We start from the raw sequence: 21,560 nt of genomic DNA on the forward strand, positions 1-21,560 counted from the left end.
ATCTGTGGAATCTGTGGAATCTGTGGAATCTGTGGAATCTGTGGAATCTGTGGAATCTGTGGAATCTGTGGAATCTGTGGAATCTGATGCAAATCAAGTGGTCTTTACAGCCAACAATCAACTCATGGATTTTGATTTAGGTGAAGATATTGCCGCAGCAGAGCACAGTTTGCCGGATGAGGTGTTCTTTTTAGCACCTGAAGCTACTCCATTGGATTTAGTAGCTCAAGAACAACAAAATCAAGAAGTTATTGAGCAAAATTTTGCCCCAACAGATGATCTGTTTACCACAGCAAAAGCACAAAATTTAGTTGAACCTGCTTTGGTGGTCGATGCATCCCAGATGCCACAAGACATTTTACAAGTGCCCAAACAAGAGTTAAGCGGTGAATGGACACTAGAAAAATGGGAATATTGGTTTAGACAGTCTGAGTTAAGTCCTGCACTACAAGAGTTGGCACAACATGGCTTAATGCAAGGTCAGATTGATGCTGACTCAGTTTTTATGATTTCACCCCAATATGAACAATTATTAAGTTCGCTGCACAATCATTTAGAACAAGCGCTGAAAACGACATGGCCAAACACACGTTTTAGCATTCAATACCAAGAGGTGAGTGCCACAACGCCTTATCATGTACAAGCCAAGCGTAAACAGTTGGCACAGCAACGCGCCGTGGATTTATTGCAACATGAACCGGTGATTAAAGCATTGATTAAGCAATTTGATGCCAGTTTAGACAACGTCGAAATTAAGTGGCGCCTTGAATGAGTTGCTCTACCAACTGACTTAAGCCTTGGGTTGCACTCAGCGCAATTTTTTTATACTGCGTAGGTAAATGCTGTGCTTGAGCGTTTGGGTCAATATAGTAGGCTTGGGCATTGGGGTTTACATGATGAACCAAGCCTGCCACAGGATAGACTTTTAAACTGGTGCCAATCACCACAAAGATATCTGCCTGCTGTACCATGTGTTCTGCCTCACTATAAGCCGGTACATCCTCACCAAACCATACTACGTGTGGGCGCAGCGGATAACCTTGTGGGCATAAGTCACGTTGTAGATCTAAATGATCACCTTGAATTGGGTAGAGCATATTTGGATTGGCATTGGGCGCTGAGCTTCTGGCAAAGCGAATATTGCCATGTAAATGTAGTACTTGGCGGCTACCGGCACGTTCATGTAAATCATCAATATTTTGAGTAATGACCTGTACCGCAAAATACTGTTGTAATTGGGCAATCACACGATGTGCAGCATTTGGCTGAGCCTGTAAGATATTTTTACGCCGTGCATTATAAAAACGTTGTACTAATTCAGGATTTTTTGCCCAAGCGGTTGGCGTTGCCACATCTTCAACACGGTGTTGTTCCCATAAACCATCACTGTTGCGAAAGGTTTGAATACCACTTTCGGCACTCATGCCTGCACCTGAAAATACCACTAATTTTTGCATTGCGGTTACTCCACCACGGTTTTTAACCATTGTACAAATTTTGCCAGTAATGGCGAGGTATCGCCATCGGCATGAATTAAATAATAACTGCGACTGCCATGTAATTGATGTTGGGATGCAATTACTAAACTGCCATCTTTGAGTTCCTTTTCAAGCAGCATTTGTGGAATCAATGCCATGCCCATGTGGTGTGTCGCAGCCACAGCGAGCATGGAAAATAATTCATGCCGTTGTCCGTCATGGGCATTCGGGTGCAATATCCCTGCACTATGAAACCATTCTTGCCAAATACTCGGACGCGTGGTTTGTTGCAACAAGGGCAATTGGGTTAATTGCTCAGCCGTTAAATCATATTGACCTTGTAGGTTGGGTTGTGCATTGGGAAAATAATCTTGAATTAAACTGGGTGAACACACGGCAACCACATCTTCAGGCATTAAAAAATGATGTTGAATCCCCGGCCATTGCTGGACTTGTTGTGGAGTGCCGGCATAGATCGCAGCATCAAACATATTGTCATGAAATAAAAATGGTTTGGTGCTGGTGGCCAAATGAATAATGATTTCAGGATGCAGTTGATTAAAGGCTTGTAATTTAGGCAAAAGCCAACGTGTGGCGAAGGTTGGCACCACGCCAATTTTAAGTGTACCGCCTAAACCTTTATGTGCCATCAGATCTAAAGTTGCGCGCTCTAAGCCCTCTAAATAGGGTTGAATCTGCTGGTAATACTGTTGACCTGCAGGGGTGAGTTCCACGCCATAACGTGTTCGATGAAAGACACTCAGTTGTAAAAATTCTTCTAAATGCTGAATCTGTCGTGATACTGCACTTTGGCTCATAAAAAGTTCTTGGGCGGCGTGGGTATAGCTTAAATGCCGAGCGGCAGCGCTAAAACACAATAAACTTTGTAAAGGGGGAATTTGTCGGCGCATGTAATATTCTCATGTTTAGGTATGCGTATTTAGGTCATTTTTGTCTATTTTAACCCATAAACTGCTTTGAGTTATGTGTAATATGCATAGCTATATGCAAAATTATCGTTTGAATCAGAGCCTACTTTTGCACTACGATCAACTTAAATAATCAAAACATGATCAAGCGCAGAGGATGCAATGAATCAAATGCTCAATACTAAAAAAACCAAAGTTCAATTCGATTGGCAGGATCCATTCTTAATTGAGCAACAACTGACTGAAGAAGAACGCATGATCCGCGATACAGCACATGCTTACTGTCAAGATCGTCTACAACCGCGTGTACTAGAACAATTTCGTCATGAAAAAACCGATGCTACGATTTTTCGTGAAATGGGTGAATTGGGCTTACTGGGTCCCACCATTCCAGAACAATATGGCGGTGCAGGTTTAAACTATGTCAGCTATGGTTTGGTGGCGCGTGAAATTGAATATGTTGATTCAGGTTACCGTTCGATGGCCAGCGTACAAAGTTCTTTGGTCATGGTGCCGATTAACGAATTTGGTTCAGAAGAGCAAAAACAAAAATATTTGCCAAAATTGGCAACAGGCGAATATATTGGCTGCTTTGGCTTAACCGAACCTGACCATGGTTCAGATCCGGGCAGTATGATCACGCGTGCTAAAAAAGTTGCTGGTGGCTACCGTTTAAGCGGCGCAAAAATGTGGATCACCAATAGTCCGATTGCCGATGTATTTGTGGTTTGGGCCAAAGAAGTATCTGAAGCTGGTCATGTGGGTGATATTCGCGGCTTTATTTTAGAAAAAGGTTGGGAAGGACTATCCGCACCTGCCATTCATGGCAAAGTGGGTTTACGTGCCTCAATCACGGGTGAAATCGTGATGGATGAGGTGTTTGTTCCTGAGGAAAATGCCTTTCCTGAAGTGCGTGGTTTAAAAGGTCCATTTACCTGTCTTAATAGTGCACGTTACGGTATTGCATGGGGTGCCATGGGCGCTGCAGAATTTTGTTGGCACACTGCACATCAATACACCATGGACCGTAAACAGTTTGGTCGTCCATTGGCTGCCAATCAATTAATTCAAAAGAAATTGGCCGATATGCAAACTGAAATTGCTTTAGGTTTACAAGTGGCATTACGTTTTGGTCGTATGAAAGATGAAGGTATTGCAGCGGTTGAGGGCACGTCCTTAATTAAACGTAATAACTGTGGTAAAGCGCTTGAGATTGCGCGTTTAGCGCGCGATATGATGGGCGGTAACGGCATTAGTGATGAGTTTGGTGTGGCACGTCATTTGGTCAATTTAGAAGTCGTGAATACCTATGAAGGCACACACGATGTACATGCCTTAATTTTAGGTCGTGCGCAAACAGGTATTGCAGCTTTTTCTAACTAAAATCATAAATTTAAAATAAAACGAGGTGTGCCATGAGGGCACACCTTTAGGTCAATGCTGTCTAAAAAAAGTGTATCTTGGGTAAATTAATACAATAAGGTCATGAAGACCGCCCATTACCCAAGAGAGCTCATTTGGGAAAATGAGGAATATCGTTGATGGATTCGACTATAAAATTACCGTCTAACGTCGGTACTGCACATAAAATTCATAAAAATACTTGGAAATTGGCTTTTATCTTCGCTTTCGTCTCTTTAGTGATTGATGGCGTAGACATTATGCTGTTGTCCTTTAGTTTAAGTAGCCTAAAGGCAGAGTTTGGACTCAGCACCTTTGAAGCAGGTATGCTCGGGAGTGCATCTTTAGCAGGCATGGCCTTGGGTGGTATTACCGGTGGTTGGGCCTGTGACAAGTTTGGACGAGTGAAAACCATTGCATGGTCGGTGGTGTTTTTCTCGATTATGACCTGTGTGTTAGGTTTTACCCAAACTTATGAGCAGTTCATGATTTTGCGTTTTATTGGTGCATTTGGTTTGGGTTCGTTATATATGGCCTGTAACACCTTAATGGCTGAATATGTACGGACCAAATACCGTACTACTGTTTTGGGCACACTGCAAACGGGTCAAACGGTGGGTTATATCGTGGCAACCTTAATGGCTGGCGCCATTATTCCTGATCACGGTTGGCGTATGCTGTTTTATGTGACGATTATTCCGGCGGCATTTGCATTGTTCTTCATGCGTTTGGTACCAGAACCTGCGGCATGGCAAGAAGCTAAAATTGAGCAGTTAAAACGTAAACAGTTGCAACTTGAAGTGCCACAAGCCCAAGCGGTACAAGCACCTTCTGAGAGTATTTATAAACGTATTTTTGGTCATCAACAGCATCGTAAAATGTTTTTACTGTGGATGGGTACAGCCGCCTTCTTGCAATTTGGCTATTACGGTGTCAACAACTGGATGCCGATGTATCTTGAAACCGAACTGAACATGAACTTTAAGTCACTGACTGGGTATATGGTGGGTGCATATACCGCAATGATCTTAGGTAAAATTATTGCCGGTTATGCAGCCGATAAACTTGGTCGCCGTGTCACCTTTGTGTTTGGTACAGTGACTACAGCCGCATTTTTACCGGTGATTATTTTCTTTAATACGCCAGACAATATTGCTTACTTATTGATTACTTTTGGTTTCTTATACGGTATTCCATACGGCGTAAATGCCACTTATATGGCAGAAAGCTTCTCAACTGATGTCCGTGGTACAGCCATTGGCGGCGCCTATAACATGGGTCGTTTGGGCGCTGCGATTGCACCAGCGACCATTGGGATGATTGCCGCAGGTAGCTCATTTACCATGGCCTTTATTGTAATGGGTGCAGCGTACTTTATTGCAGGGGTGATTCCAGGTCTGTTGATTCGTGAGCGTCAATATGATCCACAGCAATCAAAATTGGTGAAAACTGATGATGAGCCTGTAGAGATGCCACCTCCGGCGACGGCTACCCCCGCCAATTTAAAATAACCACAGATCAAGTCAGGCTAAGCATCTGCTTAGCTTGCAGGAGAGCCTTATGGGTGCGTTACAAGGAATTCGAGTTTTAGATTTAAGTCGTGTTTTAGCAGGCCCTTGGTGTGGGCAGATTTTGGCAGATTTAGGCGCTGAAGTGATTAAAATTGAGCGTCCACAGGTCGGTGATGATACCCGTATGTGGGGCCCACCTTGGATGCCTAATGCCCAAGGTCAAGCCACGCGTGAATCAGGTTATTATCAATGTGCCAACCGTAATAAGTATTCTGTGGCGGTGGATATCTCCTCAGCTCAAGGTCAAGAGATTATTCGTGAAATTGCCAAAACGGCCGATGTGGTGATTGAAAACTATAAAGCTGGTTCACTGGCCAAATACGGTTTAGATTACCCAAGTTTAAGTGCTTTAAATCCAAATTTAGTTTACTGCTCGATTACTGGTTTTGGACAAGATGGTCCGCGTGCCGATGAACCCGGCTATGACTTTATTATTCAAGGTATGTCAGGCTTAATGAGTATTACCGGTGAAAAAGATGGTTTACCCGGAGCTGGCGCACAAAAAGTCGGTGTTGCGGTGGTGGATTTGCAAACTGGTCTGTATTCAACCATTGCCATTCAAGCGGCATTGTTGGCACGTCAGCATACCGGACGTGGGCAATACATTGATATGTCCTTGCTAGATGTACAAGTGGCAAGTTTAGCCAATCAAGGTATGAACTACTTAACCAGTGGTCAATCCCCTGTACGCATGGGCAATCATCATCCTAATATTGTGCCGTATCAAACTTTTATGGCCCAAGACAAAGAATTTATTATTGCCTGTGGTAACGATAAACAGTTTAAAGATTTATGTATTGCCATTGGCTTAAGTGAATTATTAGACAATCCAAAGTTTCAGCGTAATCAAGATCGGGTGAAACATCGTGCTGAATTAGTGGATTTACTCAGCGCATATTTTAAAACCCAACCTGCTGAAGCTTGGGTCAGTAAAATTCATGCCGTTAAAGTTCCTGTGGGCGTGATTAACTCAGTTGAAGATGCCTTGGCTGAACCACAAATTCAACATCGTGGTTTGGTGGTCAATATACCGCATGGCTTAAATCCAGAGTTTAAGGTGATTGGCTCACCGATTAAACTCTCAGAGACGCCTGTGGAATATCGTCATGCACCGCCACAATTGGGTGAACATACCGAGCAGGTATTAAGTGAATTTTATAGCCCTGAACAATTACAACAACTGCAAGCGGCAGGGGTCATTGAAAGCCTGAGTCCACAAGTGGCTACAGTCGCTTAAATATCCTTTTTATCTATAAAAAGCTGTTGATGTTGACCACCAATATCAGCAGCTTTTTTGTTTTAAGACGACTAGGGGTTTAGAGGATTGAATTGCACTTGCACGGTATTTTTTATTGCATTTAATTGAAAGAGTCACTGTATAGGGTTAGGTAATTCAAGACATTTTAGCCATCCATTGTGGTGAATATGTCAGCGATTACATCACTGCTTGCAAGTCCCCTCAATCAGTTCTATAAATGAAAGACACAAGCAAGGAGTGCGTTATGTCAGTTTATCCCCATTTATTTAGCCCTTTAGATTTAGGCTTCACCACACTTAAAAATCGCGTCATTATGGGTTCAATGCATGTTGGCTTAGAAGAAGCACCCAATGGTTATGCACGCCTTGCCGCCTTTTATGCCGAGCGTGCCCGTGGCGGTGTAGGATTGATTGTGACAGGTGGGATTGCACCCAATCGTGCAGGTTTAACCCGAGCCGGTGCCAGTAAACTCACCACGCAAGCCGAAGCTGAGCCGCATAAAATCATTACCCAAGCGGTACATGATGCAGGTGCAAAAATTGCCTTGCAAATTTTGCATACCGGACGCTATTCACATCAAAAAAATGCTGTGGCACCTTCGGCACTTGCTGCCCCGATTAATCCCATTCTACCTCATGCCTTGACTGCGAGCGAAATTGAACAAACCATTGCTGATTTTGTGAACTGTGCCCAATTAGCCCAATCTGCTGGTTATGATGGGGTTGAAATCATGGGTTCCGAAGGCTACTTAATCAATCAATTTATTGCCAAACGTACCAATCATCGTGATGATGCTTGGGGAGGCAGTTATGCCAATCGCATTCGTCTTGCTATTGAGATTGTACGGCGTACACGCCAAGCGGTAGGTGAACATTTTATGATTATCTATCGTTTATCCATGCTAGATTTGGTTGAGGGCGGCTCAAGCTTAGCTGAAGTGATTGAATTAGCTAAAGCGATTGAAAAAGCAGGTGCTACCTTAATTAATACCGGTATTGGTTGGCATGAAGCGCGTATTCCGACCATTGCCACCAAAGTGCCACGTGCTGCATTTACTTGGGTCACTCAGCGTTTAAAATCAGCAGTTAACATCCCACTGATTACCTCTAATCGTATTAATACGCCTGCCATGGCAGAGCATGTGTTAGCTGAAGGGCATGCAGATGTGGTCTCTATGGCACGGCCATTTTTAGCCGACCCACAATTTTTACTCAAGGCTGAACAAAATCGCAGCGATGAAATCAATACCTGTATTGGTTGTAATCAAGCCTGTTTAGATCATCTTTTTAGTGGCAAACTGACCTCATGTTTGGTGAATCCAAGGGCTTGTCACGAAACCGAGCTGGTCATGACGCCTGTAGAGCAGGCCAAAAATATCGCGGTATTGGGTGCAGGACCTGCAGGTCTTAGCTTTGCTTTACATGCTGCCGAACGCGGTCATTTGGTGACCTTGTTTGAAGCCAGTCCTCAGATTGGCGGGCAATTTAACATTGCCAAAACCATTCCGGGCAAAGAAGAGTTTTATGAGACCCTTCGTTATTTTAAACGCCAACTTGAATTACAGCCGAATATTAAATTGGTGCTCGGTTATCAGGTCAAAGCACAAGAATTAATTGACCATCAGTTTGATGATATTGTACTAGCAACAGGAGTTAAGCCGCGCCAATTGGATATTCCCGGTATAGACCATCCCAAGGTACTGAGTTATTTAGAGGTATTAAAACAAGGTGCAGCGGTGGGGCAACGCGTCGCGATTATTGGCGCAGGTGGTATTGGTTTTGATAGCGCAGAGTTTTTAAGCCATGTGGGCCAAAGCAGCAGTCTTGATCCACAAGCATTTTATGATGAGTGGGGCATTGACCCAAAATACCAATATGAAGGCGGATTAAAACAGCCCAAGCCACAAGCTTCAGCCCGTGAGATTTTTTTACTGCAACGTAAAGCCAGCAATGTGGGTTCAGGTTTAGGTAAAACCACAGGTTGGATTCATCGCAGTGGCTTAAAACAGCGTAATGTACAGATGTTCAATCAGGTGCAGTATCAAAAAATTGATGATCAGGGGCTACATATTCAAATCGATCAGCAACCTATTTTACTCGATGTCGATCATATTGTGATTTGTGCAGGGCAAGAATCTTATGCGCCATTTTATGAGGTATTACAACAGGCAGGACAATCTGTACATGTGATTGGTGGCGCGAAACTTGCAGGTGAGTTAGATGCCAAACGCGCCATTCAAGATGGGGCATATTTAGCAGCAAGTCTATAAGGCTTTACATTTATTCGCATTTATCGTGATCAATTGCGACATGTAGGTATTTTAAGCGCGGCGTATAGTAAAGCATTGAGATCAATTTTTTAGGAGAACAACTGTGACTTTGAGTTAATGTAAATTGTATAAAGGAGTATGCGATGCTTAAATTACAACAACTGAGTCAATCGTTACATGCTTATGTCGATACTTGGCTAGGGGCAGCGGCACCACGTTTGGATTATCATCCACATGGGATTTTTCGTCAGCTTGTCCCTGAACTTAAATACTTACAACAAAAATATCGCCCAACGCCGTGGTTGATCAATGCCCATGCCCAAGTATTGTATTTTGATTTATTTAAAAGGCATCGTATTCGCTTGCAATATGACCAAATTGAACAGCTCACCATGCAAGATGGTGGTATTACTGCCATTGCTTGGTATGGGCAAAAATTAAGTCCCACCACACCCACAATTATACTGATGCATACTTTAACTGGCAGCCCCGAAAGTATGCGCGAATTGGTACACGACTTACATCATTATACCGGTTGGCGTATTGCATTATGTTTGCGCCGTGGGCATGCCAATTTGCCTTTAACCGTGCCTAAAATTAACTTATTGGGTTCAACCGACGACCTACGTGAACAGATTGCTTATATCCAAAAGCACTATCCGGATTCAGATTTATATGCGGTTGGTTCATCAGCAGGCACGGGCTTATTGGTGCGTTATTTAGGCGAAGAAAGCGACAAGACCCCATTTAAAGCTGCATTTGCTTTAAGTCCAGGTTATGACAGTGAGCAGGGTTTTTACAAAGTACATCCTGTTTATAGTAAATGGATGACCAAGAAATTGTTTAAGGCTTTTATTCAACCTTATCAAAAAACATGGCAATGGAATAATTTAGATCATTTACTTCAAGTCAAAACCCTAGCAGAATTTGAACATGCCTATATTGAACTGGCAGGATTTTTTGACTATGGCAGTTATGCCCAAGCAGTCAATCCTATTTATGTGATAGATCAGATTAAAATTCCATTGGTGGTATTAAATGCCGAAGATGATCCAATCTGTCATATTCATAATTTAATGCCTTATAAACAAAAACTTGCCAGTATGCCCAATATTCTGGTGATTACCACCACCAAGGGCAGTCATTGTGTGTTTTATCAAGGGATATTAAAAACTCAGTCTTGGGCAAGTGTGTGTATTGCCGAGTATTTTAGACAATATGCACGCATTGTAGAGCCAAAAAAACCCAGCCAAGCTGGGTTTTTGAGTCGCTATATGGCTTAGTCAAGCGCAGGTGTTGCAGCAGCAATCGCAGCGGCAATCGCATCATCTTGTGATGAAGGCGTGTTACTGTTTTGGCTTGGTGCAGGTTTTGGCGCTTCTGGTTTTGGTTCAGGCTTAGGCTCAGGTTTTGGCGCTTCTGGTTTTGGTTCAGGCTTAGGCTCAGGTTTTGGTGTTTCAGGCTTTGGCGCAGGCTCTTCAACAGCGCGAATTTCACGACGAATTTCCGTTGAGGTGTTTTCCGTGTCTTCACGGATAATTTCCACTTTTTTATTTGCAACATCTGCATCAGCAGTAGCCACAGCAACTGAGGCAGGTTCAGTTGGGGTTAAGTTTTCAAACTTTGGCTCAGGGCTAGGCTGAGTTGCTTGCGTCTCAACAGGTGTGTTTTGTTCTTCAGCAGGCGTTTCTTTTTTTACACATGCACTTAAGACAAGGCCGATTGCAATTGCACCACAGATTAAAAGTTTCTTATTCATAACTGCACAAAATAACGCATTAGATGGATAAACCTATTATAACCATAAAATGCAATAGAAAAATCATCAAAACAGCCCCTAATTTTTTTAATCAATTGCTGTTACAATAACCAATTGTTTATTGTTCTATGAATTGATGCACAATGACTTTGCTTTATTGGTGCAGAGTAAAGTAAAATTGCGCAACATTGCAGGCCGATTTAGGCTCGATTGTACGAGAAACCCAATGACCCATTTTATTTTCGTGACTGGTGGTGTAGTTTCATCACTAGGTAAAGGTATTTCAGCTGCTTCTGTTGCTGCACTTTTAGAAGCCCGTGGTTTAAAAGTGACCATGGTCAAAATGGATCCATACATTAATGTCGATCCAGGGACAATGAGCCCATTCCAGCATGGTGAAGTTTTCGTCACAGAGGATGGTGCCGAAACTGACTTAGATTTGGGTTATTACGAACGTTTCTTACGTCGTGCGAAAATGACCAAACTCAATAACTTTACATCAGGCCGTGTTTACCAAGATGTTTTAAATAAAGAACGTCGTGGTGACTACTTAGGCGGTACAGTACAAGTTATTCCTCATATTACGGATAATATTAAAGAGCGTGTGTTACGTGCAGGCGAAGGCTATGACGTGGCAATCGTTGAAATTGGCGGTACAGTAGGTGATATCGAATCTCTACCATTTATGGAATCTGTACGTCAGTTAATGGTTGAACTTGGTCATAAACGTACCATGCTGATGCACTTAACGTTACTCCCATATATTAAGTCAGCAGCAGAGTTAAAAACTAAGCCAACGCAGCACTCTGTAAAAGAATTATTGTCGATTGGTATTCAGCCAGACATTCTGATTTGCCGTACTGAATATGATGTGGATGCTGACACTACACGTAAAATTGCGTTGTTTACCAACGTTGAAGCGCGTGCGGTAGTGGTATGTAAAGATGCGCGTAGTATTTACCAAATTCCACGTACCTTCTATGAACAAAATGTTGATGATTTAATTTGTGAACGTTTTGGTTACAACGATTTACCAGAAGCGGATTTAACCGATTGGGATAACGTTGTAGAAGCTTTATTGAACCCTGAATACACTGTTCGTGTTGCCATGGTCGGTAAGTATGTGGAACTTCCTGATGCTTATAAATCAGTGAACGAAGCATTATTACATGCCGGTATTCAAAACCGCGTGAAAGTTCAAATTGACTACGTGAATGCTGAAGAGCTTGAAAGCCAAGATGCAGCACAAGTACTTAAAGATGCTGATGCAATCTTAGTGCCGGGTGGCTTTGGTGAGCGTGGTACTGAAGGTAAAATGCAAGCGATTCAATTCGCGCGTGAAAACGGTGTACCATTCTTGGGTATTTGCTTAGGTATGCAACTTGCTGTGATTGAATACGCACGTAATGTTGCAGGCATTTCTGATGCAACTTCAACTGAATTTAACCGCTCAACTAAATCACCATTGATTGGTTTAATTACTGAATGGTTAGATGAACGTGGTGAAGTTCAACAGCGTTCTGCTGATTCTGACCTTGGCGGTACTATGCGTTTAGGTGCACAAAAATCAGAATTGGTTGCAGGTACAAAAACTGCCCAAGTCTATGGTTCAACAGAGATCATTGAGCGTCACCGTCACCGTTATGAAATGAACAACCGTTTTATTCCTGCTTTAGAAGAAAAAGGCATGAAAATTTCAGGTTATTCACCAGTACAACATTTGGTTGAAACGGTTGAAATTCCTGCGCATCCTTGGTTTATTGCGGTACAATTCCACCCAGAATTTACCAGCTCACCACGCGATGGTCATCCATTATTTGCCAGCTTCATTGATGCTGCCAAACAGCAGTACCAAAAAACCAAGTAATGGTTGTTTAATCACGAGGAATGTTTAAATGTCACAATTAACACCACAAGAGATTGTACGTTTAGGCGATATACAGATGGCCAACCATTTGCCATTTGTACTATTCGGCGGCATGAATGTACTTGAGTCAAAAGACTTGGCTTTTGAAATTGCACAAACCTACGTGGACATTTGTACACGTTTAGGTATTCCTTATGTATTTAAGGCCAGTTTTGATAAAGCCAATCGTTCAAGCTTGAATTCGTACCGTGGCCCGGGTCTTGAAAAAGGCTTGGAATGGTTAGCTGACATTAAAAAACATTTCAATGTGCCCATCATTACCGATGTACATGAACCGTATCAAGCCGCACCTGTGGCTGAAGTGGCAGACATTATTCAATTGCCGGCATTTTTAAGCCGTCAAACCGATCTTGTTGAAGCCATGGCAAAGACCGATGCGATTATTAACATCAAAAAAGCCCAATTCTTAGCACCTCACGAAATGCGCCATATTTTGCATAAGTGTTTAGAGGCGGGCAATGACAAACTGATTCTGTGTGAACGTGGTTCAGCGTTTGGCTATAACAACCTTGTGGTTGATATGCTCGGCTTTGATAGCATGAAACAGATGAATGTGCCGGTATTTTTTGATGTTACGCATGCTTTGCAAACCCCAGGCGGTCGTAGTGATTCTGCTGGTGGTCGTCGTGCGCAAATTACCACACTTGCCCGTGCAGGTATGGCCACAGGTCTTGCTGGTTTATTTTTAGAAGCCCATCCAAATCCAGACCAAGCCAAGTGCGATGGTCCGTGTGCGCTACGTTTATCTCAACTTGAGCCATTCTTAGCACAGCTTAAGCAACTCGATACCTTAGTCAAAGGTTTTGAGGCATTAGATACCCATTAAATCGATATACCTTGATGCGTCTTTTTTGACGCATCATTTTTATTAATCAACTGAGGAATTGTTCATGAGCCAAATCGTTGACATTCGTGCACGTGAAATTTTAGACTCTCGTGGTAACCCAACCATCGAAGCAGACGTAATCTTAGCCTCTGGCGTAGTTGGCCGTGCATGTGCACCATCTGGTGCTTCAACTGGTTCTCGTGAAGCTTTAGAACTTCGTGATGGCGATAAAGCACGCTATTTAGGCAAAGGCGTTAAGACTGCGGTCAATAACGTAAATACGTTAATTCGTGACGCTTTAGTGGGTAAATCAGTATTTGAGCAAAAAGACATCGATAACACGATGATCGCGCTTGACGGTACTGAAAACAAAGAAAAATTAGGTGCAAACGCAACTTTAGCAGTGTCTTTAGCTGCTGCGCGTGCTGCTGCTGATGAAAAGAAAACTCCACTTTTCCAATACATTGCAGACCTTCGTAACAACAGCATCTTAACCATGCCTGTACCAATGATGAACATCATCAATGGTGGTTCACACGCAGACAACAACGTTGATATTCAGGAATTTATGATCGAGCCTGTAGGCTTTACTTCATTCTCTGAAGCGCTTCGTGCGGGTGCGGAAATTTTCCACTCACTAAAATCGGTATTAAACAAAAAAGGTTTAAACACTGCAGTGGGTGATGAGGGGGGGTTTGCGCCAAACTTACGCTCTAACGAAGAAGCAATCACAGTTATTTTAGAAGCAATTGGTCAAACTGGCTACAAAGCAGGTTCTGACATTATGCTTGCGCTTGACTGTGCATCTTCAGAATTTTACAAAAATGGTCAGTACATTCTTGCAGGTGAAGGCAACAAAGCATTCACAAGCAACCAATTCTCTGACTACCTTGCAGGTTTAGTCAACCAATACCCAATTATCTCAATTGAAGATGGTTTAGATGAGTCTGATTGGGAAGGTTGGTCTTACTTAACAGAAATTCTTGGCGACAAAATTCAGTTGGTGGGCGACGATTTATTTGTTACCAACCCTAAAATCCTTCAACGTGGTATTAATGAAAAAGTAGGTAATTCTATTTTAATTAAATACAACCAAATTGGTACGTTGACTGAGACTTTAGATGCGATCTATCTTGCTAAAGCCAATGGTTACTCAACTGTTATTTCACATCGTTCAGGTGAAACAGAAGATTCAACGATTGCTGATATCGCAGTAGGTACAGGTGCAGGTCAAATCAAGACGGGTTCACTTTGCCGTTCTGACCGCGTAGCCAAATATAACCAATTGCTTCGTATTGAAGAATTGACAAACGCCGCTTACCGCGGTAAAGCTGAGTTTAAAGGTTTAAACTAAGCGACAGATGTCAATGTTAAATGTATTCGACTCGAAATCGAGTAAAGTACTGTTGGGCCTTGCGATCGTTTTGATCGCAGGGTTTCAATATAAGTATTGGCTTGGTGAAGGTGGTCATCATGAACACCTGCAACTGATGCAAAAAATTCAACAACAAATTCAAGACAATCAAGAACTCAAGGAACGTAATCGTGTCCTTGCAGCAGAAGTATATGATTTAAAAAATGGTATTGAAGCCATTGAAGAACATGCACGGTTAGATTTAGGTTTAATTAAACCCAATGAAACCTTTGTGCAAATGAGTACCATTAGTACCCAATATAAGCCGATTTATATCGATCCTAACGCTAAAGTAGATCCTCGCACCAATGAAGCAGACAGTCCGATCCCTGAACAGCCCATTACCCCATAAATTATGGTTAGTGTTACCTGCCGCAGGCTCGGGAAGTCGCTTTTCTAAAACCCAATTAAAACAATATCAACTGATTCAAGAACGCACAGTACTTGAACATACCGTTGCACGTTTAAATAGCCTGCCTTTAAGTGGTTATGTGTTGGCCGTTAGCCCGCAAGACGATGTGGTAAAAAGCTTAAATTTTGTCTATCCACAGCGTTTGCATTTTTGCCAAGGCGGCAATGAGCGGGTCGATTCTGTGTTAAATGCACTCAATTATTTAACTGAGATTGCCGATCCCAATGATTGGGTCTTGGTACATGATGCTGCGCGCCCTTGTGTAAGTGAAGAGACGTTACTTGATTTGGTTGAACATGCTTTAAGCAGCCAAAATAGCAGTATTGTGGCAATTCCAGTACGTGATACTTTAAAACGCGTAGCAACAGCACCACAGATTTTACACACGGTTGACCGTCGTGAGTTATGGCAAGCCCAAACGCCGCAAATGGCACCTTTAGGTACGTTAAAAGCTGCTATTGAGTCAGCCTTAGCAGCAGGGGTGAATATCACTGATGAAGCCAGTGCCTTAGAATATGCAGGACATCAGGTAGATGTGGTACAAGGTCGCGCTGATAACTTAAAAATTACTTATCCTGATGATTTAGAACTGGCACGTTTAATTTTAAATGCGCAACAATAACAAGCAATTGCTGTTAAAGCTGAAAACAACTGAGTAAAACTGTTTAATCCTTAACACTTTACTCTTATAATTTTCGCCTTGTCTTTTTTTGCGTTAATGCCTTTGCAATGATACCTTCTCAGCAGTATCGCTTTTTACGTCATGGTGTTCGTGACGGTTTAAGCATGAAACGTGATGCATCACGTTGGACCAAACTGCATATTGATCCTTGGTTATTATGCTTTTTATTGTTAAATGCGACCCTAGGCTTATGTGTGGTCTATAGTGCTTCTCAAGACAGCGCGATGGTATTGCGTCAGGCCATTAGTTTTGGCATTGGCTTTATTTTGCTGTTTGTTTTAGCACAAGTACCGCCTAAAGTTTATCAAGCCGTCAGTCCATATCTCTATTTGCTGTCGTTAATCTTGTTGATTTTGGTGCTATTTGTGGGTGAGCGGCGTTTGGGGGCAAAGCGTTGGATCAGTCTACCCGGTATTGGCAGTATGCAACCGAGTGAATTTATGAAATTTGCCATGCCACTCATGATGGCTTGGTATTTTTCACTACGCCCATTTCCACCTAAATTTAGCCATATCTGTATCGCATTGTTTATTATGTTAGTGCCATTTGTTTTGGTGGTGTTACAACCGGATTTAAATATTGGTTTGATTATTCCTGGTATTTTTGTCTTGTTTTTAAGCGGTATGTCGTGGAAATATATTGGTACTGCCATTGGAGCATTTTTGGTTGCGGCACCTGCATTATGGATGTTCTTTTTACAAGAGTACCAAAAAAAGCGTATTTTAACCTTGTTTGATCCAGAATCTGATGCTTTGGGTGCCGGTTGGAACATTATCCAATCCAAGATTGCCATTGGTTCGGGTGGTTTAAGTGGCAAAGGTTATTTAGAAGGTACGCAGTCACATTTGGGTTATTTGCCTGAGCATCATACCGACTTTATTATGTCGACCTTTGCCGAAGAGTTTGGTTTTATTGGGGTATTTGCTTTAATTTGTTTATATGCTGCCATTATTTTTCGCTGTTTGATGATTGGTTTAAACAGCTTTCATAATTTTGGTAAGTTATATGCAAGTACCGTAGGTTTAACCATTTTCTTCTTTGTGTTTTTAAACTCAGGCATGGTGAGTGGGATTTTACCTGTGACAGGTGATCCATTGCCATTTATGAGCTATGGTGGAACTGCGGTGATTTCCTTAATGGCCAGTATGGGCATTGTGATGTCGGTACATACCCATCGTTAAATGATTGAAGCCTCATAAAGAGGCTTTTTTATATGTATTTTTAAAATAGCCTAAGTGTTTTTTATACCTGTTAATCATCAGCAAAAAAATGATGTTGCTCCGATGGGCTTACATAAATAGATAATTTTTACTCAAGTTATAAACTATGTTATATCTAATTCATCAAGCACCTCTTTAGGTATGCTGAGCTCAAAAAATAAATAAAAACAAAATAATACATCCTAAAGGAGCCAACTATGCCACATATTATTGTGATTGGTGCAGGAATTACAGGCGTCACTTCAGCCTATGAATTAGCACGTTTGGGCTATCAAGTGACTGTGCTGGATCAGCACTTATATCCTGCCATGGAAACCTCTTTTGCCAATGGTGGGCAACTGTCTGCTTGTAATGCCGAAGTGTGGAATCAAAAAGCCACTGTGCTTAAAGGCTTAAAGTGGATGTCGCAAAAAACCGCCCCTTTATTGCTCAATCCATCTTTTGATTTGCATAAATATGCCTGGCTCATCGAATTTTTAGGCAATATTAAACATTATGAGCAAAATACCCGAGACACGGTAAAGATGGCGCTGTTGGCACGGCAACGTCTATTTGATATAGCCGAACAAGAACAGATCGAATTTAATTTAGAAAAACGCGGCATTTTACATTTTTATCATACTCAGCATGATTATGATGTTGCGATGCGGGTGAATGATTTGTTGTGTAGTGGAGGCTTAGAGCGCCATGCAGTCACTGTCAGTGATATCCAAAACATTGAGCCAACACTAACTGGCAATTACTATGCAGGTTTTTATTGTCCGGGCGATGCAACCGGTGATATCCATAAATTTACGTTGGGTCTAGCGCATGCCTCACAAAAATATGGCGTGCAGTATATATATGGTGTGCAGGTGAGTCAGCTAAAACAGCATGCACAGGGTGTTGATGTGATTTACCATGCCAGTGGCGAAAACATGCACGCAGATGCGCATGTCAGGCAAACCATACGCGCAGATGCTATTGTGGTCTGTGCAGGCGTGAACAGCTATTCGCTGTCACGCCAGTTGGGTGATCGGGTCAATATTTATCCTGTCAAAGGCTATTCAATCACCGTTCAACTGAATGATACCTTGAGCCAAAACAATGCACCGTGGGTCAGTTTGCTGGATGAAAGTGCCAAAATTGTCACTTCACGTTTAGGCAAAGATCGACTGCGGGTAGCAGGAACCGCAGAATTTAATGGCTATAATCGTGATATTCGAGCCGATCGAATTCAACCCTTAATTGATTGGGTCAATCGTAATTTTTCACTCTCAACAGAACATTGCATACCGTGGACTGGCTTACGCCCTATGATGCCGAATATGCTGCCTGTGGTGGGGCGTGGTAAACGAGAACGCATCTTTTATAATACAGGGCATGGTCATTTGGGGTGGACACTCTCGGCTGCAACGGCCGTGATGGTGAGCCAAGAAATTTTGGCCGAGCATCCGCTTTAGTCGTAGAGTCGGTACACGCCATTAAAGCGTTCACAACCTAGTTGTTGGCTACTGACCACTAATAAGGCTTTGCTATAGGCAAAGTGATAATGGCAATCATGTTCGTTGTCCACAATCTTGGTTTTGTCTTGATGTGTGCTATAGGCTAAAAAATTAATCACTTGCCGATCGGGGCGATTATTGGGACTACGATAAGCCCACCCTTCAATTTTAACACTGTCTTTGCTGAGTTGATGAATCTTTAAATGTACAGCGGGGTTGGCAATCTGAGCTTGCTCAAATTTAATATAATGCTGCGTCATGGTTTGGTTGAGTGAAGTATAAATTTTTAAATCGTCTAAACGCGCATCAATCTGTTGTTGATAGCAACGTAGCGTTTTGCATTGTTTGGCACGATTGAGCCAAAGTGTGTGTGTATCATGTAATAAACGTAGCGGTGCATCGGTCACCAAAAGTGCGGTTAGATGCTGTTGTTGCAATGTGTTACGCGGCTGTTTTAAAGTGTCATTGCATAAACCTTGGCGTGATTGCTCGCAATCAAAGAGACTTGCCGTGGTAAGAGGACTCATGCCCAACAGCGTCCATAAGACGAGGCTTTTAAAGATGGAAAGGTCGGTATTTTGCGCCATGATCGCTTATACTTTGTCAAGATTATGCTGCTTGCTAATATAGCGAAATCAAAAGCATCAATACAACATTTCTACAATTTATTTGTTTGGGAGCAAGGCCATGATGCCACAACTACGCATTGGTCAGGGTATAGACGTACACGCCTTTGAAGCAGGGGACTTTGTCACCTTAGCAGGCATCCAAATTCCACATACCCAAGGCTTAAAGGCGCATTCCGATGGTGATGTAGTGCTACATGCTTTAAGTGATGCCTTACTTGGTGCCTTAGCTTTAGGTGATATTGGACAGCATTTTCCCGACACCGATCCTCAATTTAAAGGTGCTGACAGCCGTGTGTTACTTCAAAAAGTCTATCAATTGATTTTAGATCGTGGTTATGTGCTGAATAATGCCGATATTACTGTGGCGTGTGAACGCCCTAAACTTGCACCACATAATTTAGCCATGCGTCAAAGTATTGCCGATGTGTTAGAGGTCGATGTCAATCAAATTAGTGTAAAAGCCACCACCACCGAAAAATTAGGTTTTACCGGTCGCCAAGAAGGAATTTTATCTACAGCGACCGTACTGATTAGCCGTCAAGCAAAATGATCGGCTTTCATTAAAGACAAATTCAGTTCTTGGGTTGCTTTACGACCTTGCAGTTGTAAAGTGACCGCATGAATTAAACCTGTCCATGTTGAATCTGGTTCCCATACATCGTGCAAAAGTGCCTGTGCAGTTGGCATATCCATATTCATATAATATTGACGATAGACATACATCAAACTGCTGACCTGTTGATTATTCTCACAATGTAGCCACAGCATTTGCTCGCCCACCAAATGATCAATTAAATCAAGGACCAAAATGCATTGGTCAGGTGAGGGTGTCTCTAAAGAAATGGGAATTTGTAAATAGTTAAGACCCAAATCTAAACAGATTTGATCTTCATGCGGGAGATGTTGTTGGGCATCGTTTAAAGCCAAATTGATGATAGTGGTGACCCCATAGGCCTTAATTTGGGCGAAATCTTCGGCACTGGGTTGACCTGAGGTAAATAAATGCTCATGCACAAATTGGAAATGCTTTATTTGACTTAAATGCGTTTCAAGTTCATTCATGGTGCGCTGCCTTCATTCTTATTGTATCCAAATAAAAAAACGCCATCCTAAGATGACGTCTTTAGTATAGCGCGAGCGATTAGCGATTGACTAATACATCTTTAAGCGCTTCATGCATTTCAAGTAAAACTTGTTCAGTGGTGTCCCAATCAATACAGCCATCCGTCACAGATTTGCCATATTCTAAATCACATAAATTGGCTGGAATATCTTGGCGACCGCCTTTTAAGTGACTCTCTACCATTAAGCCTACAATGGAATTGTTACCATCTAGAATTTGCTCAGTGATATTGCGCAGTACTAATGGTTGTAAGTACGGGTCTTTATTTGAGTTGGCGTGGCTGGCATCAATCATGATTTTATTGCTGACTTTAGCTTTAGCGAGAGCTGCTTCTGCATCAGCAACTGAGCCTGCATCATAGTTTGGTTTGCCATTACCACCACGTAATACTACGTGTGCGTATGGGTTACCTGAGGTATGAATCACAGACACTTGACCTGCTTCATTTAAACCTAAGAAGCTATGCCCGTGTTTAACCGATTGCATGGCATTGGTTGCCACGGTTAAGCCGCCATCTGTACCATTTTTAAAGCCCACAGGTGAAGATAAACCTGAAGACATTTCACGGTGTGTTTGGCTTTCGGTGGTACGTGCACCAATGGCTGACCATGAAATTAAATCTTGGTAATATTGCGGTGAGTTAGGGTCAAGTGCTTCTGTGGCACAAGGTAAGCCTTTTTCATTTAACTCAAGCAATAATTTACGCCCTAAACGTAAACCTTTTTCAATATTAAATGAGTCGTTCATGTCAGGGTCGTTAATTAAACCTTTCCAACCGACTGTAGTACGTGGTTTTTCAAAGTACACGCGCATCACAATATACAGGGTATCTTTGACTTTTTCGCTTAAGACTTTGAGGCGATCTGCATAGTCATGCGCGGCTGCTGGATCATGAATTGAACATGGACCAATCACCACAAATAAGCGTGGATCTTGACCATCTAAGATTTTACGAATGGTTTCACGACCGTTAAGGACGGTTTGATAAGCAGTTTCAGTCAACGGTAATTCTGCTTTAAGCTCAGCAGGCGTTACAAGTGGCTGAATGCTTTTTACATTCACGTCATCAATGTCAGATTGTGTAATTGGAGTTGACTGTCGTGTATTCATTGCCGTCACTGGTTTGATCTACAAATAAAAAAAGTTTCTAGCTTGAATATAGCACGATTCAAGACTTG

The 21,560-nt window shown here is 42.3% G+C and carries 20 protein-coding genes; 14 read left to right on the top strand and 6 right to left on the bottom strand.

Features of this window, described 5'->3' with window-relative positions; all coding sequences use genetic code 11:
- The first annotated feature begins 76 nt into the window (after positions 1-76).
- Positions 77-772: a DNA polymerase III subunit gamma/tau C-terminal domain-containing protein gene (locus Q0Z55_RS10705; protein WP_297428280.1), complete on the top strand. Its 696-nt coding sequence runs from the start codon at positions 77-79 to the stop codon at positions 770-772.
- Here the strand turns inward: Q0Z55_RS10705 and Q0Z55_RS10710 are convergent.
- On the bottom strand, positions 753-1,457 hold the full coding sequence (locus Q0Z55_RS10710; protein WP_297428282.1) for an NAD-dependent deacylase: 705 nt from the start codon (positions 1,455-1,457) through the stop codon (positions 753-755). The two genes, Q0Z55_RS10705 and Q0Z55_RS10710, sit on opposite strands and share 20 nt — an antisense overlap.
- Before the next feature lie 5 nt (positions 1,458-1,462).
- The gene (locus Q0Z55_RS10715; protein ID WP_297428285.1) at positions 1,463-2,389 is read right to left on the bottom strand and encodes a LysR substrate-binding domain-containing protein; all 927 of its coding nucleotides are present in this window, start codon (positions 2,387-2,389) and stop codon (positions 1,463-1,465) included.
- Between the two features lie 180 nt (positions 2,390-2,569).
- On the opposite strand from Q0Z55_RS10715, the gene Q0Z55_RS10720 reads away from it, so the two are divergent.
- The 5 genes from Q0Z55_RS10720 to Q0Z55_RS10740 all read left to right on the top strand — a co-directional run bounded on the left by Q0Z55_RS10720 (position 2,570) and on the right by Q0Z55_RS10740 (position 10,189).
- Complete coding sequence (locus Q0Z55_RS10720; protein ID WP_297428288.1) at positions 2,570-3,790, top strand: acyl-CoA dehydrogenase; 1,221 nt, start codon at positions 2,570-2,572, stop codon at positions 3,788-3,790.
- 158 nt (positions 3,791-3,948) lie between these two features.
- Complete coding sequence (locus tag Q0Z55_RS10725) at positions 3,949-5,319, top strand: MFS transporter (protein ID WP_297428291.1); 1,371 nt, start codon at positions 3,949-3,951, stop codon at positions 5,317-5,319.
- A gap of 49 nt (positions 5,320-5,368) precedes the next feature.
- The gene (locus Q0Z55_RS10730) at positions 5,369-6,616 is read left to right on the top strand and encodes a CaiB/BaiF CoA-transferase family protein (RefSeq protein WP_297428294.1); all 1,248 of its coding nucleotides are present in this window, start codon (positions 5,369-5,371) and stop codon (positions 6,614-6,616) included.
- Between the two features lie 265 nt (positions 6,617-6,881).
- Positions 6,882-8,906: an NADPH-dependent 2,4-dienoyl-CoA reductase gene (locus tag Q0Z55_RS10735; protein ID WP_297428297.1), complete on the top strand. Its 2,025-nt coding sequence runs from the start codon at positions 6,882-6,884 to the stop codon at positions 8,904-8,906.
- A 143-nt stretch (positions 8,907-9,049) separates the two neighbouring features.
- Positions 9,050-10,189, top strand: coding sequence for an alpha/beta fold hydrolase (locus tag Q0Z55_RS10740; protein ID WP_297428300.1), 1,140 nt, complete (start codon positions 9,050-9,052; stop codon positions 10,187-10,189).
- Here Q0Z55_RS10740 and Q0Z55_RS10745 read toward each other — a convergent pair.
- Positions 10,186-10,665 carry an internalin gene (locus tag Q0Z55_RS10745; protein WP_297428303.1) on the bottom strand — a complete coding sequence of 160 codons (480 nt, stop codon included), beginning with the start codon at positions 10,663-10,665 and terminating at the stop codon, positions 10,186-10,188. The two genes, Q0Z55_RS10740 and Q0Z55_RS10745, sit on opposite strands and share 4 nt — an antisense overlap.
- A 226-nt stretch (positions 10,666-10,891) precedes the next feature.
- Here Q0Z55_RS10745 and Q0Z55_RS10750 point away from each other — a divergent pair, with 226 nt between their 5' ends.
- From Q0Z55_RS10750 to Q0Z55_RS10780, 7 genes are all read left to right on the top strand, one after another.
- Positions 10,892-12,532, top strand: coding sequence for a CTP synthase (locus Q0Z55_RS10750; protein WP_297428306.1), 1,641 nt, complete (start codon positions 10,892-10,894; stop codon positions 12,530-12,532).
- A gap of 28 nt (positions 12,533-12,560) precedes the next feature.
- Complete coding sequence (kdsA, locus tag Q0Z55_RS10755; protein ID WP_297428311.1) at positions 12,561-13,418, top strand: 3-deoxy-8-phosphooctulonate synthase; 858 nt, start codon at positions 12,561-12,563, stop codon at positions 13,416-13,418.
- 64 nt (positions 13,419-13,482) lie between these two features.
- The gene (gene eno, locus Q0Z55_RS10760) at positions 13,483-14,772 is read left to right on the top strand and encodes a phosphopyruvate hydratase (RefSeq protein WP_297428314.1); all 1,290 of its coding nucleotides are present in this window, start codon (positions 13,483-13,485) and stop codon (positions 14,770-14,772) included.
- A 7-nt stretch (positions 14,773-14,779) separates the two neighbouring features.
- Positions 14,780-15,184 (top strand): cell division protein FtsB, encoded by a 405-nt coding sequence (gene ftsB, locus Q0Z55_RS10765; protein ID WP_297428318.1) that lies wholly within the window; start codon positions 14,780-14,782, stop codon positions 15,182-15,184.
- Positions 15,141-15,866, top strand: coding sequence for a 2-C-methyl-D-erythritol 4-phosphate cytidylyltransferase (gene ispD, locus Q0Z55_RS10770; RefSeq protein WP_297428320.1), 726 nt, complete (start codon positions 15,141-15,143; stop codon positions 15,864-15,866). The genes ftsB and ispD overlap by 44 nt, the downstream gene beginning before the upstream one ends.
- 107 nt (positions 15,867-15,973) lie before the next feature.
- Positions 15,974-17,107: a rod shape-determining protein RodA gene (gene rodA / locus Q0Z55_RS10775; protein WP_297428323.1), complete on the top strand. Its 1,134-nt coding sequence runs from the start codon at positions 15,974-15,976 to the stop codon at positions 17,105-17,107.
- Positions 17,108-17,343: 236 nt separating this feature from the next.
- On the top strand, positions 17,344-18,588 hold the full coding sequence (locus Q0Z55_RS10780) for a D-amino acid dehydrogenase (protein ID WP_297428328.1): 1,245 nt from the start codon (positions 17,344-17,346) through the stop codon (positions 18,586-18,588).
- Here the strand turns inward: Q0Z55_RS10780 and Q0Z55_RS10785 are convergent.
- Positions 18,585-19,217, bottom strand: a complete 633-nt coding sequence (locus Q0Z55_RS10785; RefSeq protein WP_297428331.1) for a hypothetical protein — start codon at positions 19,215-19,217, stop codon at positions 18,585-18,587. The two genes, Q0Z55_RS10780 and Q0Z55_RS10785, sit on opposite strands and share 4 nt — an antisense overlap.
- 100 nt (positions 19,218-19,317) lie before the next feature.
- Here Q0Z55_RS10785 and ispF point away from each other — a divergent pair, with 100 nt between their 5' ends.
- Positions 19,318-19,809 carry a 2-C-methyl-D-erythritol 2,4-cyclodiphosphate synthase gene (ispF, locus tag Q0Z55_RS10790; protein WP_297428334.1) on the top strand — a complete coding sequence of 164 codons (492 nt, stop codon included), beginning with the start codon at positions 19,318-19,320 and terminating at the stop codon, positions 19,807-19,809.
- On the opposite strand, the gene Q0Z55_RS10795 is transcribed toward ispF, so the two are convergent.
- The gene (locus tag Q0Z55_RS10795) at positions 19,797-20,321 is read right to left on the bottom strand and encodes a protein tyrosine phosphatase family protein (RefSeq protein ID WP_297428337.1); all 525 of its coding nucleotides are present in this window, start codon (positions 20,319-20,321) and stop codon (positions 19,797-19,799) included. The genes ispF and Q0Z55_RS10795 overlap by 13 nt on opposite strands.
- A gap of 79 nt (positions 20,322-20,400) precedes the next feature.
- Entirely contained in the window at positions 20,401-21,492 is a 1,092-nt protein-coding gene (locus Q0Z55_RS10800) for a 3-deoxy-7-phosphoheptulonate synthase (protein ID WP_297428339.1), read from the bottom strand.
- Between the last annotated feature and the right edge of the window lie 68 nt (positions 21,493-21,560).

The sequence above is a fragment of the uncultured Acinetobacter sp. genome (genome assembly GCF_947626835.1).
Classification (GTDB): domain Bacteria; phylum Pseudomonadota; class Gammaproteobacteria; order Pseudomonadales; family Moraxellaceae; genus Acinetobacter.

Excerpts from the sequence above, each read along its gene's own strand:
- Q0Z55_RS10725 (WP_297428291.1), top strand. The coding sequence starts at position 3,949 with ATGGATTCGACTATAAAATTACCGTCTAACGTCGGTACTGCACATAAA.
- kdsA (WP_297428311.1), top strand. The coding sequence starts at position 12,561 with ATGTCACAATTAACACCACAAGAGATTGTACGTTTAGGCGATATACAG.
- Q0Z55_RS10795 (WP_297428337.1), bottom strand. The coding sequence starts at position 20,321 with ATGAATGAACTTGAAACGCATTTAAGTCAAATAAAGCATTTCCAATTT.
- Q0Z55_RS10720 (WP_297428288.1), top strand. The coding sequence starts at position 2,570 with ATGAATCAAATGCTCAATACTAAAAAAACCAAAGTTCAATTCGATTGG.
- Q0Z55_RS10715 (WP_297428285.1), bottom strand. The coding sequence starts at position 2,389 with ATGCGCCGACAAATTCCCCCTTTACAAAGTTTATTGTGTTTTAGCGCT.
- Q0Z55_RS10780 (WP_297428328.1), top strand. The coding sequence starts at position 17,344 with ATGCCACATATTATTGTGATTGGTGCAGGAATTACAGGCGTCACTTCA.
- Q0Z55_RS10740 (WP_297428300.1), top strand. The coding sequence starts at position 9,050 with ATGCTTAAATTACAACAACTGAGTCAATCGTTACATGCTTATGTCGAT.
- Q0Z55_RS10800 (WP_297428339.1), bottom strand. The coding sequence starts at position 21,492 with ATGAATACACGACAGTCAACTCCAATTACACAATCTGACATTGATGAC.
- Q0Z55_RS10710 (WP_297428282.1), bottom strand. The coding sequence starts at position 1,457 with ATGCAAAAATTAGTGGTATTTTCAGGTGCAGGCATGAGTGCCGAAAGT.
- Q0Z55_RS10745 (WP_297428303.1), bottom strand. The coding sequence starts at position 10,665 with ATGAATAAGAAACTTTTAATCTGTGGTGCAATTGCAATCGGCCTTGTC.
- ftsB (WP_297428318.1), top strand. The coding sequence starts at position 14,780 with ATGTCAATGTTAAATGTATTCGACTCGAAATCGAGTAAAGTACTGTTG.
- eno (WP_297428314.1), top strand. The coding sequence starts at position 13,483 with ATGAGCCAAATCGTTGACATTCGTGCACGTGAAATTTTAGACTCTCGT.
- ispF (WP_297428334.1), top strand. The coding sequence starts at position 19,318 with ATGATGCCACAACTACGCATTGGTCAGGGTATAGACGTACACGCCTTT.
- Q0Z55_RS10730 (WP_297428294.1), top strand. The coding sequence starts at position 5,369 with ATGGGTGCGTTACAAGGAATTCGAGTTTTAGATTTAAGTCGTGTTTTA.
- Q0Z55_RS10750 (WP_297428306.1), top strand. The coding sequence starts at position 10,892 with ATGACCCATTTTATTTTCGTGACTGGTGGTGTAGTTTCATCACTAGGT.
- rodA (WP_297428323.1), top strand. The coding sequence starts at position 15,974 with ATGATACCTTCTCAGCAGTATCGCTTTTTACGTCATGGTGTTCGTGAC.
- Q0Z55_RS10735 (WP_297428297.1), top strand. The coding sequence starts at position 6,882 with ATGTCAGTTTATCCCCATTTATTTAGCCCTTTAGATTTAGGCTTCACC.
- Q0Z55_RS10785 (WP_297428331.1), bottom strand. The coding sequence starts at position 19,217 with ATGGCGCAAAATACCGACCTTTCCATCTTTAAAAGCCTCGTCTTATGG.
- ispD (WP_297428320.1), top strand. The coding sequence starts at position 15,141 with ATGAAGCAGACAGTCCGATCCCTGAACAGCCCATTACCCCATAAATTA.